The sequence below is a fragment of the Vibrio inusitatus genome (assembly GCA_024346935.1).
GTDB lineage: Bacteria > Pseudomonadota > Gammaproteobacteria > Enterobacterales > Vibrionaceae > Vibrio > Vibrio inusitatus.
This window is the reverse complement of sequence record AP024879.1, coordinates 1,256,091-1,270,606: the sequence shown is the minus strand read 5'-3', so window position 1 is coordinate 1,270,606 and position 14,516 is coordinate 1,256,091. Positions and strand designations below refer to the sequence as shown.

The following is a 14,516-nucleotide window of genomic DNA, read 5'->3' as shown; positions in this document are numbered from 1 at the left end:
TAATGATATTTCGTGAGTTTTGCTATCTACTACTATAGGAGTATTCTTTTTCTATCGAGTTAATGAAAGTAAACCTAAGCAATGAATGTACAACAAGTTCAGTTTACAAAAGAAGACAAGAATAGCCTTCTACACTATTTTCGCATTGCCGACACCATTGCAGATTTGATAGGTCCACATTGCGAAGTATTGATTCACTCTTTTGAGAGCCTCGAAAACTCAGTCGTAAAAATTGTTAATGGGCATCATACCGGGCGAGAAATCGGTTCTCCAATTACGGATCTCGGTCTGCGAATGTGGAGCGAGTTTGAGCGAACCGGAGAGGTTTCACCTAAATGCTACTTCACTAAGAGAAGTGATGGCGCAATGATGAAATCGACTACATGTGTGTTGGCTGGTGAGAATGGCAAAGCTATTGGCATGCTGTGTATCAATATGAACTTGTCTCATCCCTTCCCTGAGATCATGAAAACACTGATGCCAGATGTGTCAGTAAGCAATTTTTTAGAGAACGAACACTTTAGTACCTCTGCTGGTGACGTGATTTATCAAGCACTTGAACAAGCCATTCGTGAAGTGGATGGTGATTCAAGCATCACTTCGAAAGGACGTAATAAAGCCATTACTAAGCACCTGTTTGATAATGGGATTTTTGAGCTGAAAGAGACTACAACACAAGTAGCAGAGAAGCTTGGAATCACTCGTCAGGCAATTTATAAATTCCTCAGAGAATTCAAATCAGAAACAATTGAAATATAAAATTAAGGAAAAGTCGTGAAACAACTTATCTCAACCCCTAATGCTCCAGCAGCAATTGGACCGTATGCTCAAGGTACTGCATATTCAGAGTTAGTACTAACTTCGGGCCAATTGCCCTTAAATCCTGAGACGATGGAATTTGTGGAAGGCGGAATCAAAGAACAAGCGAGACAGTCGCTACTCAATCTTAAAGAAGTGTTAGAAGCCGGTGGAGCCAGTATTGAAACCGTTTTAAAAACCACCTGCTTCCTATCAGATATGGAGAATTTTGCTGAATTTAACGAAGTGTATACCGAAGTGTTTGGCACTGCTAACCCTCCGGCTCGTTCTTGTGTAGAAGCAGCTCGCCTGCCTAAAGATGCCCTTGTAGAAGTCGAAGCTATAGCGTTTCGCAAATAATAATAGACTAAATAGGATTTAATCATGAGTTTCCAATTTATTGTACTTTCTGTACTGTTTTTGGGTTTTTACGCAGTACTTTCCAATTTCAAAAAGCAAAAGAAAACATTTAACTATCGAGTATTAAGCGCATTAGTAGGGGGGCTTTTATTTGGTGGTGTTATTCAACTTTCACTCGGTGTTGACCACAGTGCTATAGCGAGTTTTGGTGAATTTATCTCTGTATTCGGTAAAGGTTATATCAAGTTACTACAGATGATTGTTATTCCATTAGTGTTTGTGGCTATGGTTTCATCAGTCATGAACGTAGATGGTGCCGGCGCACTCTCCAAGATTGCTCCAAAAATCATCGGAATCTTGCTGTTTACGTGTGCAATATCTGCAATTATTGGCATAGCGAGTATCTATATCTTTGGTATTGATGCGAATGCAATGGTGAGTTCAATCGGTTCCAACGGTGCGATTGAAGCTCGTGGCGACCGTCTGATTTCTACTCAAGAATCCATGTCAAGCAATGGTTTGGCAGCACTAGCGCTATCCATCATTCCTACCAACATATTCGATATGCTGACGGGTTCTGAAAGAACTTCAACGCTATCAACGGTATTGTTTGGTATGTTCCTTGGTTACAGCATCCTACAGGTTAAGAAGCGTCGCCCTGAAAAAGTGCAAAACTTCGTAGATTTCATCAATGCCGCTAAAGAAGTTGTGCTGTCAATGGTTCGTGAAATCTTGAAGCTAACACCATACGGCGTATTTGCTCTTATGACTTCGTTTATGATGACCAATGACTTGTTTGCATTGGCAGAGATGGGGCGCTTCCTAGTTGCAAGTTACGCAGCAATTTTTGCAATGTACTTAGTTCATCTTGCGATGGTTTCCATCACCGGCCTATCACCAATGAAGTTCGTGAAGAAGTCTTGGCCAGTACTAGTATTTGGTTTCGGCTCTCGCTCAAGCATGGCAGCGATTCCACTTAACGTTGAAACTCAGAACCGCACTCTGGGTGTAGACGAAGAAACGGCAAACATGTCCGCTACATTTGGTACTAGTATCGGTCAAAATGGCTGTGCAGGTATCTACCCAGCAATGCTCGCTATTATGGCAGCACAAGTAATGGGTATCCCAGTAGACCTAGGCTTTATCGTACAACTGGTCGCTGTTATCGCGATTGCGTCATTTGGCATAGCTGGTGTCGGTGGTGGTGCTACCTTCGCTGCAGTAGCAGTCTTGACTATCATGGGACTAGATATCACGATAGTGGCAATTTTAGTGTCAATCGAAGCATTAATTGATATGGCGCGTACTGCGTTGAATATCTCAGGCTCTATGTTGTCTGGTGTTATGACGGCTAAGAAGAACGGCACTCTAGACAATGAAGTGTACAATTCTGAAATAGCCAAAGGTACAGAGACGCCAGAGCAAGCAGTAGCTTAATCGGTTTCTCCAATAAATATAAAGAAATACTCTCTATTTGGTGGCCATATTGGCCACCCTTTTTAGTTAAGGTTTTAGCATGAAAATAGTGGTAATCGGCGGCAACGCAGCAGGCATGAGCTTTGCTGCAAAATACAAACGCAATCAACCGAGTGATGAAGTAGTGGTCATCGAAAAGCGTGAGTACATCTCGTTTGGTGGTTGTGGTCTGCCTTACTTTGCTGGTGGCATGTTTGATGATACTGAGCGAATGATTTCTCGTACGCCGGAACAGGCTATTAAGTCAGGGCTGGATCTTCGAGTGTCTACAGAAGTCATAGGGATAGACCGCAACAGTAAGCAAGTAGAAGTGAGCACTAAAGGTGAGATAAAACGCATTGATTACGATAAGTTAATCATTTGTACCGGCGCTAGACCTATCGTCCCAAGTTTCGGTGAATACAATTCTGAAAATGTATTCACGTTGACTAGCCAAGAAGATGGCTTGGCAGTAAAAGCAGCATTTGCCGAAGAAAAAAATCAAAATATCTGCGTAATTGGTGCTGGCTTTATTGGACTAGAGGTGTTTGACGCCGCTGACCATTTAAACAAGAAGGTGACTATCATTGAGCGTGCCTCTCGCGTAATGAGTCGGCAGTTTGGTGCAGATATGGTATCTGCAGTTGAGCAAAGCATTACAGAAGCGGGTGCAGACTTAAGAGTCGATTGTAGCGTAGAAGCTATTCGAGATGCTGATGCAGGTGGCTACGAAGTGATCACGGATAAAGGCTCGGTATTTGCAGATGTGGTCGTTATGTCCTTAGGCTTTAAGCCAAATACGGAAATGTTTGATCTAGATAAACATTCAACGGGTGCTTTGCTTGTTAATGAGTTTGGTCAAACAGCAGACGAGCATATTTATGCAGTAGGTGATTGCGCTGTGGTTCATCATATTGCTTTGAATAAGCCTGTTTACCTGCCCCTTGCAACAACGGCGAACAAGCAAGCTCGCATGATGGCAGACAACCTATCGGGTAAAGATGTCTACTTAGAAGGTTTCTTGGGTTCATCTTGTCTGAAAGTACTGGACTACGAAATGGCATGTACAGGTGTCACTCAGGCATTGGCTGAAGAATCAGGTATTGAACATAAGATTTCTGTCATTTCAGATAAGAACCAAACGGATTACTATCCGGGCCAAGAAGACATTAAGGTTAAGCTAATCTATCACCCGACAACGAAAGTTCTTTTAGGTGGTGAGATTGTAGGTAAGAGGGGGGCAGTGAGCCGCATTAATGCTTTAGCCGTAGCGATTACGGCTAAGATGACCACATCTCAATTGGGGTATTTAGATTTCTGTTACGCTCCTCCGTTTGCTCGTACATGGGATGCGCTGAATGTGGCTGGTAATGTAGCTAAGTAAATCTTGTATTGATTAAAAAACCTAGAAGTGGCGAGTCCATTTCTAGGTTTTTTTTGTTTATAGCTCGTAGCTTTCTTACAAGTTGAAGATCAGTTAAGGGCTAGTATGCTTCGGACGACCTCTTTACACTGATCTATTCTATTTACGTCACTAGGTATGACCAATACCGTATCATCACCAGCAATGGAGCCTAATATGGCTTTGTCTGCGTCAAAATCAATCAGTCTAGCGATGAGTTGGGCACTTCCTGGTTTTGCCTTTATTACAATCATGGATTTGTTGTCTTCAATAGAATCGATTTGAGAGGCTATAGAGGAGTCAAATTGTATTGCGCTAGTTTCGGGTGCTAAGCAGTAAATCTTTTTGCCAAGAGCATTTGGGATCTTAATAACGCCTAATTGAGTCAGAAGGCGTGAAACCGTTGACTGGCTTATTCCTGCAAAGCCATTTTCAATTAAACTTTCTCTCAATTCATTTTGATTGTGGAAGTTGTTCTCCTGAAGAAGATGTTTACATATTTTTTCCAATGATTGCTCTTGAGATAAACTCAAGGTGGCACTGCTGTGCATATAACTACCCTAGTGATGCATTAATAGTATTAAGTGTTGTAAGGCTGAATATTATCATCGAAGTGAAAATGACAGTATGAAGAAGATCACCCTATAAACATTCTATTTAATTTTTAATAATCAATAGCTTGCATACTATTTGTATTATATATCTATCATGTTTCATATTGGGAATAGATAAAGGTACTTTGAGAGATGTAGTTAATATTACAACCGTTTCAATAAAGTAAGATGCATAACCAGAGAATGAACTTCTCTTTTATTCATATCATTCCAATTTTGAATAATTACCTTCCAACTTTAAAGAACTAAATAATTAAATTGATATTAATCAAGTTCACTGTGCGCTTGGTTGCATTTTCACGGGGCATAAATGAACGCATCTAGGATTAGTTGGTTAATTTTCATAAATAAGTGACGCAGTTATCAAAAATGGAATGATTGATGTCGGTATTTGGTGTTTTGATCACGGAACTTTAAGCGTAAATTATCCATATCGAAGCGATAGCCAATAAGTTTTATAGAGCTTAGTTTCGTGGGGAAATATAAAGAGTAGCCAAGAGTCAGTTTCTAGGAACAAGTTCACTTTCGACTGTTTTTTATATTAATGTTACTGCCAAATACGAGGTTTATTATGAGGCTGGATGGAATCAGCGGGGACATTCTTGTTGCTGCAAAAAGAGTTATTCTTTGCCAAGTAGTATTAGCCATCGGTGTAGTTTTATTTGAAGTGTTTTTCGGTAATAAAGTAGATATGGAATCTGCAGCACTAGGTATCGTTATTGCGATGTTACCACCGCTGTTCGGTTTTATATATGCAAGCCTTAAGGTACAAAGAAACCCAAATTACAGTTTGCGCGATCTTATGCAAATGAGTCGTGTAGTAAAAATCATATATACCTTTGTAATGTTTATTCTAGCTTTCCGATTCTTCGGTTTGGATAACCCTGTAATTCTAGAAGCATACATAGTGACAATGATTGGGTATTTCTTAACACCATTTATTACCAACTCTAATAAGTCGGAGTATGCGTAGTATGGAAAATGTTACTACCGCTCACGAGTATATAGAGCATCACTTAACCTTCTTGACTACAGGTGATGGTTTCTGGGCATTCAACATAGATTCTATGTTGATGTCTTGGATAACAGGTTTACTGTTCATCGGTGCTTTTCGATACGTTGTTACTAAAGGGACCAGCGGTGTTCCGGGTCGCTTTCAATGTCTTATCGAAGTCATCTTTGAGTTTGTGAACAATCTAGTAAAAGAAATTTTTCAGGCAGAAGATAAATTGATTGGTCCACTGGCATTAACCACCTTTGTTTGGGTGCTGTTAATGAATGCAGTCGACTTATTACCAATCGATTTAGTACCAGTGCTTACTAAAGCAATGGGATTCACACACTTTAGAGATCTACCGACAGCGGATGTAAATATTCCAATGTCGATGGCACTGGGTGTCTTTATTCTGCTATTAACGTATACGTTTAAAAATAAAGGACTGAAGGGGTTTATTAAAGAGTTAACAACTCAACCATTTGATAATCCGCTGTTATACCCAGTTAACCTTGTTTTAGAGCTTATTACGCTAATTTCTAAACCAATATCACTAGGTTTACGATTATTCGGAAATATGTACGCAGGTGAAATGATATTTATCCTGATTGCATTAATGCCTTGGTGGATGCAATGGGCACTGAGTGTTCCATGGGCTCTATTCCACATATTAATCGTTTTCTTACAAGCATTTATTTTTATGGTTCTAACAATTGTCTACTTAGGTATGGCAACAGAAGAACACTAATTATTCACACAGATTTAATTAACAAATTTATATATCGGAGATACAAATGGATATCGTAAGCGCAGTTTTATATGTAGCAGGTGCATTACTGATTGGTCTTGGTGCAGCGGGTGCCGCATCTGGTATCGGTAATCTAGCAGGTAAATACCTAGAGGGTGTTGCACGTCAGCCAGATCTAACTCCAATGCTTCGTACTCAATTCTTCATCATGATGGGTCTTGTGGATGCTGTACCGATGATCGGTGTGGGTATCGGTCTATACATCATCTTCGCAGTAGCTTAATTCATTAATTAACAAGCTTTGAAAAGATCGATTTATAAATAATCAAGATTTAGTGAGGAAGGTATGAACTTAAATGCAAGCATGCTAGGACAAGCAATCTCATTCGTGATTTTTGTTTGGCTATGTATGAAATATGTATGGCCACCTCTCACCGCGATGTTAGACGAGCGCCAAAAAGAAATCGCTGAAGGCTTACGCCATTCAGAAAATGCAGCGAAAGAGCTAGAGATAGCGAAAGCAAATGGTGCTCAACTCATCGAAGATGCAAAACGCAATGTGACTGAAATGGTGGAACAAGGCAATAAACGCCGCAGTGAAATCATCAGCCAAGCTCAGCAAGAAGCTGAACAAGAAAAAGCACGCATCTTGGAGCAAGGTAGAGCCGAACTAGAAGGCGAGCGTCAAAAATTACGTCAAGAACTTCAGGCGAAAATGGCAGACGCAGTAATTGAAAGTGCACAGAAGTTGATTAGTAAGAACCTGGATTCAGCAACGAACCGAGCTCTGGTTGATCAATTGATAAGCGAAATCTAAGCGGAGGCAATATGTCAGAGTACACAACTATTGCTCATCCCTACGCCAAAGCATCGTTTGACTTTGCTTTGAGTGAGAACAAGTTACAAGAGTGGCAACAGATGCTGTCAATTCTTGTAGCTGTGGCAGAAGAAGAAACCATCGCAAACGAGATTTCTTCCGCAGAAGGTGCAGGCACACAGCAAGCTGAAATTCTGGCCAACATCATTATTGAGGTTTGCCAAGGACTTGTAGACGAACACGTCGTAAACCTAATTAAAGTCCTGGCAGAGAATGGTCGTCTTTCGGTTGTAAGAGAGTTGTTTGAACTGTTTACCGAACTTAAGGATGAACATGAGCGTGTTATTCCTGTCACTGTCACAAGCTCAGAATCGCTTACACAAGAGCAAGTTACGGCACTTACTGCCGCACTTGAGAAGAAATTAGAGCGTCGAGTTGAACTAGAGCAAGTGCTAGACAACACAATGGTGGGTGGGATTGTCGTCCAAGCAGGCGAAACAATCATTGATGGTTCAGTAGACACATCAATTACCCGACTAGCTAGTCAACTTCACGCGAGATAGGTAACAGATATGCAATTAAATTCAAATGAAATTAGCGATCTGATCAGAGAGCGTATCGCGAAATTTAATGTGAGCACTGAAGCTCGCAACGAAGGTACTATCGTCTCTGTTCGTGATGGCATCATCACAATTAACGGACTTGCAGATGTAATGCAAGGCGAGATGATTGAACTACCAGGTGGCAAGTTCGCACTAGCACTTAACCTTGAGCAATACTCAGTAGGTGCCGTAGTCATGGGTCCTTACACCGACCTTTCTGAAGGCATGAAAGTGAAAGGTACAGGTCGTATCTTGGAAGTGCCTGTAGGTAACGGTCTACTTGGTCGTGTGGTAAATACGCTAGGTGAGCCAATCGATGGTAAAGGCGCAGTAAGCTTTGAACAACTTGATCCTGTAGAAGTGATTGCACCTGGTGTAATCGAGCGTAAATCAGTAGATCAACCAATTCAAACTGGCTACAAAGCCGTTGATACTATGGTGCCAATCGGTCGTGGTCAGCGTGAGCTAATCATCGGTGACCGTCAGACCGGTAAAACTGCGATGGCAATCGATGCCATCATCAACCAGAAAGATTCTGGCGTTAAATGTGTGTATGTGGCTATCGGCCAGAAAGCATCAACCATTGCTAACGTAGTGCGTAAATTAGAAGAGCACGGTGCGCTAGAGAATACTATCGTAGTTGTAGCTTCTGCATCTGAATCAGCTGCACTTCAATACCTTGCTCCTTATGCAGGTTGTACCATGGGCGAATACTTCCGTGACCGTGGCGAAGATGCTCTTATCATTTACGATGACTTGTCTAAACAAGCGGTTGCCTACCGCCAGATTTCACTACTGCTAAAACGCCCACCGGGTCGTGAAGCATTCCCTGGTGACGTTTTCTACCTCCACTCACGCCTTCTAGAACGTGCTGCTCGTGTAAACGAAGCGTATGTAGAAAAATTCACTAAAGGTGAAGTGAAAGGTAAGACTGGTTCATTGACTGCTCTACCTATTATCGAGACACAAGCAGGTGACGTATCAGCGTTCGTACCTACTAACGTAATCTCAATCACCGATGGCCAGATCTTCCTGCAAACTCAGTTGTTTAACTCAGGCTTACGCCCAGCGGTTGACCCAGGTATCTCAGTATCACGTGTAGGTGGTGCCGCGCAGAGTAAGATCATCAAGAAATTGTCTGGTGGTATCCGTACTGCACTTGCTCAATATCGTGAATTGGCGGCATTTGCTCAGTTCTCTTCTGATTTGGATGAGACCACTCGTAAGCAACTTGACCATGGTGAACGTGTAACTGAACTGATGAAACAGAAACAGTACGCACCAATGTCAGTCGCAGCTCAAGCCATCGTGATCTTTGCAGCAGAGAAGGGTTACTTGTCTGATGTAGAGCTTTCTAAGATTGGTTATTTCGAGCAAGAGCTGTTGGCTTACGCAAACAGCCAAAGCCCAGAGTTGATGGCGAAAATCAATGCAACGGGTGACTACAACGACGAAATTGATGCGGGTTTACACGAAATACTGAAAGGTTTTGTTTCAGTGAAATCACTGTAAAGCTCCGGTTTGTTGACTGGAAATCGAAACAAATAGGAGCAGATAATGGCAAATACCAAAGAGATTCGCACCAAGATAGGCAGTGTTGGTAACACTCAAAAAATCACCAGTGCAATGGAGATGGTTGCGGCAAGTAAGATGCGTAAAGTTCAAGATCATATGGAGCAAACTCGCCCATATGCTGAGAACATGCGTCACGTTATCTCTCATGTCGCATCGGGTTCGTTGGAATACCAACATCCGTACCTTCAACAACGTGAGCCAAAGCGTGTTGCTTACATCATCATTTCATCTGACCGCGGCTTATGTGGCGGCTTGAACAATAACTTGTTCAAGAAGGTGCTTGAAGAGATGCAACAGTGGCGAGCAAAAGGTGTAGAGGTTGATACCACTTTAGTCGGTTCAAAGGCTATCGGCTTCTTCCAACGCGGCGGCAACGTCGTAGCGCAAACTGCAGGTCTAGGTGACTCTCCAAAATTGGAAGACATCTTAGGCACAGTAAACGCGATGTTGGAACACTATGACGAAGGTAAGATCGACAGTTTGTATTTGGTTTACAACAAGTTCGTTAACACCATGGTGCAAGAGCCAACGACAGCACAATTGCTGCCACACCCGTCAGATGTAGAAGCAGACGCAAATGCAAGAGAAGCACGTCGCTGGGACTACATCTACGAGCAAGCACCAAAAGACATTCTCTCTGAATTGTTACACCGCTACATTGAATCGCAGGTGTACCAAGGCATTGTAGAGAGCATTGCGTGTGAGCAAGCAGCCCGAATGGTAGCCATGAAAGCGGCCACCGACAACGCCGGCCAACTGATTGACAACTTACAGTTGGTTTACAACAAAGCGCGTCAGGCTGCCATAACCCAAGAACTGAGCGAGATCGTCTCAGGTGCCCAAGCGGTATAGGGTTCGGAAAAGAATTTGAGGATTTAGACATGAGTGTTGGAAAAATAGTAAAAGTGATCGGTGCGGTGGTGGATGTCGAATTCAGCCACAATAACGGTCCTCGCGTTTATGACGCATTAACAGTATTAGGCGACGATGTAGGCTCGCTAGTGTTAGAAGTTCAGCAACAAATGGGTGGCGGTATCGTACGCTGTATCGCGATGGGTACCTCTGACGGTCTTCGTCGTGGCCTTGAAGTTGAGAACACCGGCTCTCCAATCACAGTTCCTGTAGGTGAAGAGACACTAGGTCGTATCATGAACGTCTTAGGTCAACCTATCGATGAATGTGGTGAGATTGGCCAAAAAGAAAATTACGAAATTCACCGCGAAGCACCTTCTTATGAAGATCAAGCAAACAGCACTGAGCTACTGGAAACAGGTGTAAAGGTTATCGACCTTATCTGTCCTTTTGCTAAGGGCGGTAAAATCGGTCTGTTTGGTGGTGCGGGTGTAGGTAAAACCGTAAACATGATGGAGCTTATCAACAACATCGCGAAAGCTCACTCAGGTTTATCTGTATTTACGGGTGTTGGTGAGCGTACTCGTGAAGGTAATGACTTCTACTACGAGATGAAAGAAGCGGGCGTTCTCGACAAAGTGGCCATGGTTTATGGCCAAATGAACGAGCCACCGGGAAACCGTCTACGTGTAGCGTTGACAGGTCTTACTATGGCTGAGCGTTTCCGTGATGAAGGTCGTGACGTACTACTCTTCATCGATAACATCTACCGTTACACACTTGCGGGTACTGAGGTATCAGCACTGCTAGGCCGTATGCCTTCAGCGGTAGGTTACCAGCCAACACTGGCTGAAGAGATGGGTGTGCTTCAAGAGCGTATCACGTCAACTAAACAAGGCTCGATCACTTCAATCCAGGCGGTTTATGTACCTGCGGATGACTTGACTGACCCATCGCCAGCAACCACTTTTGCTCACTTGGATGCAACAGTTGTACTGTCTCGTAACATCGCAGCGCTTGGTCTTTATCCAGCAATCGATCCACTAGACTCAACGTCACGTCAGCTAGATCCTTTAGTTGTTGGTGAAGAGCACTACAACATCGCACAAAAAGTTCAGACAACGCTTCAACGTTATAAAGAGCTTAAAGATATCATCGCAATCCTAGGTATGGATGAGCTTTCTCAAGAAGATAAGCAAACGGTATCTCGTGCTCGTAAGATTGAACGTTTCTTAACTCAGCCTTACCACGTAGCCGAAGTATTTACAGGTCAGAAAGGTGTATTCGTTCCTCTAAGCGAAACATTATCAGGCTTTAAAGGCTTGCTAGAAGGCCAATACGACGATATTCCAGAACAAGCATTCTTGTACTGTGGTTCTATCGACGAAGTGCTTGAAAAAGCAAAATCTATCTAAGAGGCAGGGTGCATTATGGCTATCGGAGTTACAGATAATACATTTCAACTTAACATCGTAAGTGCGGAAGGTACGCTGTTTTCAGGGCCTGCACATGCCCTTGCGGTTTCAGGTGCTGATGGTGAACTGGGTATTCGCCCAGGTCACTCGCCACTTCTGAGCAAAATTAAGCCAGGGGTAACGGTATTCGTTACTGGCGAGAAGCAAAAAGAGCAAGTGCTGTATGTTTCTGGCGGCTTAGTGGAAGTACAACCTGATGTAGTGACGGTTTTGGCAGATACTGCCTTGCATGGAAAAGACATTGACCGTGCTCGCGCAGAAGAAGCAAAACGTGCTGCACTTGAAAACATCAATAAAGGCAATGCAGACATTAACTTTGCTCAAGCTCAGCTTGAATTAGCAAAAGCCATTGCCCAGTTGCGTGCTGTGGAGCTAACAGGCTCACACGTACGCCATTAAGAGCTTTAGCTCATCTACCAACTTGAGCCCATAGCTTAGGTTGGTATCAGTCAATAGGCTGACTTGTTGTCTCTTACCAGCAGGTTGGCCTCCCTAAGTAAGCAACTAGACGTAAGACTTACTCATGGGAACAACGATTTCTTTAGCAGAGAAACTCAGAACAGTAGTAGTTCTGATCCCCAGAAGGCCTCAGGTGACTCACCCTCTCTCTGAGGTCCTTTCCTTTCTTGCAGTATTCAAATCCGCATATCGCTATTTGCATCACTATCTATGCTAAAATCGCCCTCATCAGCTATATGAATGACATCTCATTTGTTTACTTGAAGGTAGCAACAGGCACCGAATTTTTAATATAGGTATGAAATATGAGCAAATTAAGTTCAGCTGAACGTAAAGCACGCGATAACGAGCGTTTCTCTCAACGCGTCAATGAACGCCGTGAAAAGGGTGAAGACGTCGTCGCGTATGCTCTGACCAATAAGAAAGCAGTCAAGTTTTTGACTAAGTCAGAAAAGAAAGCAATGAACGAGAGAAAGGCGGCGCTTCAAGAAGAAGCGAAGCTTAAAGAGCAAGAAGAACTGCGAAGAATTGAAGAGTCATTTACGGTCGGTGACAACCAAGAGTAGAGCACTTTTTTACTGACATTCGACTTCACAGTCTGCATGTAGATATAAACAGGGGCCTCGATTGAGGCCCCTGTTTTTTATAACTGATATAATTTAATCAATAAGTCCAAGTCTAGTTTTCGTCAGTATGCGTCACACTGAATGTACCATACACATCCCGTCTTCTATGTTTCAGATTGGTCACCGAACCTTCGGTGTTGAGCTGCTTGAGCTTAGTTAAATCAACATCTGCAAAAATGATCATCTCAGTGTTGGCGTTGGCCTCTGCGAGTGTAGCATCGTGAGGAAAGTAGATATCAGAGGGAGAGAATACCGCTGATTGCGCATACTGAATATCGACATTATCGACGCGTGGCAGATTACCTACACTACCTCCAATCGCCACATAACACTCGTTTTCAATGGCTCGAGCTTGCGAGCAAATACGCACGCGCTGATAGCCATTTTTCGTGTCCGTCCAAAACGGAACAAAGATGATTTGCACGTCTTGATCTGCCATCATCCTGCCAAGTTCTGGAAATTCACTGTCGTAGCAAATGAGAATGCCCACGCGGCCTGCGTCAGTATCAAAGACTTTTACTTGAGATCCGCCATCAATGACCCAGTCTTTTTCTTCGTGAGGTGTAATATGAATTTTATATTGTTCGTTGATATTGCCGTCACGCTGCAACAGATAAGCCACATTATATAATTTCCCGTCTTCTTCTACGGGGACGCTACCGGCAATAATGTTGATGTTATAGGTCACTGCCAGTTGTGAGATTCGAAGTTTGATCTCTTCGCTAAAGCTGGCGAGAAAACGAATCGCCTCTACCGAGTTTTGGTCGTGTTGTAACCCCATTAATGGTGCATTGAAAAACTCTGGGAATAAGGCGAAATCGGCCTTGTAGTTGGACAGTGAAGAGATGAAAAACTCCGCTTGATCCATAAAATCATCGAGATCTCGCATCGCTCGCATTTGCCACTGAACCACACCGATACGAACCAAGGTCTTTTCTATGTCATGAACCGATTGAATATCGGCCTCATAGAAGAAGTTATCCCATTCCAATAAGGTAGCGTAACCTAAAGAAGCATCATCCTCAGGCAAGTAGTTACGCATCAGTCGTTTTACATCAAAGTCATTGGCAAGTTGAAACGAAAGAATGGGGTCATGGAGTTCTCGGCGCTTCACCTTATTGATGTATTCCGTCACCGATAGCTCATCTGCATACTGGTTGTAAGAAGGAATACGGCCTCCGGTGAGTATGGCCTTAAAGTTCTTGGTTCGACATAGTTCTTTGCGCGCATCATACAGTCGTCGCCCCAAACGCAAACCGCGATAATCTGGGTGAACAAAGACATCTAATCCATACATGGCGTCGCCCGTTGCTTTGTTTTGGATTATGTCTTTTTCGTTAATGATATCGGTGTATACATGAGGCAGAGAAAAACGGTTGTAATCGACCTTTATGGTGAGGGCGGCCCCAATGATTTTACCATTGTCTTCGATGCAGATTTGTCCATCTGGAAACTGATGAATTAAATCCATGATGGTGAATCGCGGCCATGCGCCTCCAACATCGTGAAATACTAAGTCCATCAAAGCGGCTAATTCAGGGTAGTCTTTAGCCTCGATAGTTCTTAGCGATAGTTTGGTTGTGCTGTTCTCCATAACGCATTGCTCCTTTGCCTCTGGATACTCAGTTAATATCAATTTTAACAACTATTTAGCATGACTGAATTAAATTCTGGGTCAACTGTGATTTGTAATGACCCACTGTTGCTCAGTCTCAGTATCTCTGTACCTCAGTGAAAAT

Annotated in this window: 16 protein-coding genes; 14 read left to right on the top strand and 2 right to left on the bottom strand. The window is 42.9% G+C overall.

The window, feature by feature from the left end:
• The first annotated feature begins 81 nt into the window (after positions 1–81).
• The 4 genes from OCU48_RS18480 to OCU48_RS18465 all read left to right on the top strand — a co-directional run bounded on the left by OCU48_RS18480 (position 82) and on the right by OCU48_RS18465 (position 3,997).
• The gene (locus OCU48_RS18480) at positions 82–759 is read left to right on the top strand and encodes a helix-turn-helix transcriptional regulator (RefSeq protein WP_141347182.1); all 678 of its coding nucleotides are present in this window, start codon (positions 82–84) and stop codon (positions 757–759) included.
• 15 nt (positions 760–774) lie between these two features.
• Positions 775–1,158 carry a RidA family protein gene (locus tag OCU48_RS18475; RefSeq protein ID WP_141347183.1) on the top strand — a complete coding sequence of 128 codons (384 nt, stop codon included), beginning with the start codon at positions 775–777 and terminating at the stop codon, positions 1,156–1,158.
• 24 nt (positions 1,159–1,182) lie between these two features.
• A complete protein-coding gene (locus tag OCU48_RS18470; protein WP_141347184.1) occupies positions 1,183–2,595 on the top strand; it encodes a cation:dicarboxylate symporter family transporter in 1,413 nt (470 codons plus the stop codon).
• Between the two features lie 79 nt (positions 2,596–2,674).
• Positions 2,675–3,997: a CoA-disulfide reductase gene (locus OCU48_RS18465; RefSeq protein WP_141347185.1), complete on the top strand. Its 1,323-nt coding sequence runs from the start codon at positions 2,675–2,677 to the stop codon at positions 3,995–3,997.
• 89 nt (positions 3,998–4,086) lie between these two features.
• Here the strand turns inward: OCU48_RS18465 and OCU48_RS18460 are convergent, their stop codons facing one another.
• On the bottom strand, positions 4,087–4,566 hold the full coding sequence (locus OCU48_RS18460) for an arginine repressor (protein WP_141347186.1): 480 nt from the start codon (positions 4,564–4,566) through the stop codon (positions 4,087–4,089).
• A gap of 634 nt (positions 4,567–5,200) precedes the next feature.
• Here OCU48_RS18460 and OCU48_RS18455 point away from each other — a divergent pair.
• The 10 genes from OCU48_RS18455 to OCU48_RS18410 all read left to right on the top strand — a co-directional run bounded on the left by OCU48_RS18455 (position 5,201) and on the right by OCU48_RS18410 (position 12,717).
• Positions 5,201–5,602 carry an ATP synthase subunit I gene (locus tag OCU48_RS18455; protein WP_141347187.1) on the top strand — a complete coding sequence of 134 codons (402 nt, stop codon included), beginning with the start codon at positions 5,201–5,203 and terminating at the stop codon, positions 5,600–5,602.
• A gap of 1 nt (position 5,603) precedes the next feature.
• Positions 5,604–6,371, top strand: a complete 768-nt coding sequence (atpB, locus tag OCU48_RS18450; protein ID WP_141347188.1) for a F0F1 ATP synthase subunit A — start codon at positions 5,604–5,606, stop codon at positions 6,369–6,371.
• A 46-nt stretch (positions 6,372–6,417) separates the two neighbouring features.
• The gene (gene atpE, locus OCU48_RS18445) at positions 6,418–6,654 is read left to right on the top strand and encodes a F0F1 ATP synthase subunit C (protein ID WP_004730405.1); all 237 of its coding nucleotides are present in this window, start codon (positions 6,418–6,420) and stop codon (positions 6,652–6,654) included.
• Positions 6,655–6,717: 63 nt separating this feature from the next.
• Complete coding sequence (locus tag OCU48_RS18440; RefSeq protein WP_141271623.1) at positions 6,718–7,188, top strand: F0F1 ATP synthase subunit B; 471 nt, start codon at positions 6,718–6,720, stop codon at positions 7,186–7,188.
• A gap of 11 nt (positions 7,189–7,199) precedes the next feature.
• On the top strand, positions 7,200–7,751 hold the full coding sequence (locus OCU48_RS18435; protein ID WP_141347189.1) for a F0F1 ATP synthase subunit delta: 552 nt from the start codon (positions 7,200–7,202) through the stop codon (positions 7,749–7,751).
• Positions 7,752–7,760: 9 nt separating this feature from the next.
• Positions 7,761–9,302 (top strand): F0F1 ATP synthase subunit alpha, encoded by a 1,542-nt coding sequence (gene atpA / locus OCU48_RS18430; RefSeq protein WP_141347190.1) that lies wholly within the window; start codon positions 7,761–7,763, stop codon positions 9,300–9,302.
• Positions 9,303–9,347: 45 nt separating this feature from the next.
• Positions 9,348–10,217, top strand: a complete 870-nt coding sequence (gene atpG / locus OCU48_RS18425; RefSeq protein WP_141271620.1) for a F0F1 ATP synthase subunit gamma — start codon at positions 9,348–9,350, stop codon at positions 10,215–10,217.
• 29 nt (positions 10,218–10,246) lie between these two features.
• Complete coding sequence (atpD, locus tag OCU48_RS18420) at positions 10,247–11,632, top strand: F0F1 ATP synthase subunit beta (protein ID WP_141347191.1); 1,386 nt, start codon at positions 10,247–10,249, stop codon at positions 11,630–11,632.
• Positions 11,633–11,647: 15 nt separating this feature from the next.
• Entirely contained in the window at positions 11,648–12,091 is a 444-nt protein-coding gene (locus tag OCU48_RS18415) for a F0F1 ATP synthase subunit epsilon (protein ID WP_141347192.1), read from the top strand.
• A gap of 365 nt (positions 12,092–12,456) precedes the next feature.
• Entirely contained in the window at positions 12,457–12,717 is a 261-nt protein-coding gene (locus OCU48_RS18410) for a DNA polymerase III subunit epsilon (RefSeq protein WP_141271617.1), read from the top strand.
• 112 nt (positions 12,718–12,829) lie between these two features.
• Here the strand turns inward: OCU48_RS18410 and OCU48_RS18405 are convergent, their stop codons facing one another.
• Entirely contained in the window at positions 12,830–14,371 is a 1,542-nt protein-coding gene (locus tag OCU48_RS18405; RefSeq protein ID WP_141347193.1) for a bifunctional GNAT family N-acetyltransferase/carbon-nitrogen hydrolase family protein, read from the bottom strand.
• Positions 14,372–14,516: the final 145 nt, after the last annotated feature.

Bases quoted from the DNA above. Each gene is read 5' to 3' on its own strand.
- OCU48_RS18480 (WP_141347182.1), top strand. From the start codon at position 82: ATGAATGTACAACAAGTTCAGTTTACAAAAGAAGACAAGAATAGCCTT.
- OCU48_RS18470 (WP_141347184.1), top strand. From the start codon at position 1,183: ATGAGTTTCCAATTTATTGTACTTTCTGTACTGTTTTTGGGTTTTTAC.
- OCU48_RS18465 (WP_141347185.1), top strand. From the start codon at position 2,675: ATGAAAATAGTGGTAATCGGCGGCAACGCAGCAGGCATGAGCTTTGCT.
- OCU48_RS18460 (WP_141347186.1), bottom strand. From the start codon at position 4,566: ATGCACAGCAGTGCCACCTTGAGTTTATCTCAAGAGCAATCATTGGAA.
- OCU48_RS18455 (WP_141347187.1), top strand. From the start codon at position 5,201: ATGAGGCTGGATGGAATCAGCGGGGACATTCTTGTTGCTGCAAAAAGA.
- atpB (WP_141347188.1), top strand. From the start codon at position 5,604: ATGGAAAATGTTACTACCGCTCACGAGTATATAGAGCATCACTTAACC.
- atpE (WP_004730405.1), top strand. From the start codon at position 6,418: ATGGATATCGTAAGCGCAGTTTTATATGTAGCAGGTGCATTACTGATT.
- OCU48_RS18440 (WP_141271623.1), top strand. From the start codon at position 6,718: ATGAACTTAAATGCAAGCATGCTAGGACAAGCAATCTCATTCGTGATT.
- OCU48_RS18435 (WP_141347189.1), top strand. From the start codon at position 7,200: ATGTCAGAGTACACAACTATTGCTCATCCCTACGCCAAAGCATCGTTT.
- atpA (WP_141347190.1), top strand. From the start codon at position 7,761: ATGCAATTAAATTCAAATGAAATTAGCGATCTGATCAGAGAGCGTATC.
- atpG (WP_141271620.1), top strand. From the start codon at position 9,348: ATGGCAAATACCAAAGAGATTCGCACCAAGATAGGCAGTGTTGGTAAC.
- atpD (WP_141347191.1), top strand. From the start codon at position 10,247: ATGAGTGTTGGAAAAATAGTAAAAGTGATCGGTGCGGTGGTGGATGTC.
- OCU48_RS18415 (WP_141347192.1), top strand. From the start codon at position 11,648: ATGGCTATCGGAGTTACAGATAATACATTTCAACTTAACATCGTAAGT.
- OCU48_RS18410 (WP_141271617.1), top strand. From the start codon at position 12,457: ATGAGCAAATTAAGTTCAGCTGAACGTAAAGCACGCGATAACGAGCGT.
- OCU48_RS18405 (WP_141347193.1), bottom strand. From the start codon at position 14,371: ATGGAGAACAGCACAACCAAACTATCGCTAAGAACTATCGAGGCTAAA.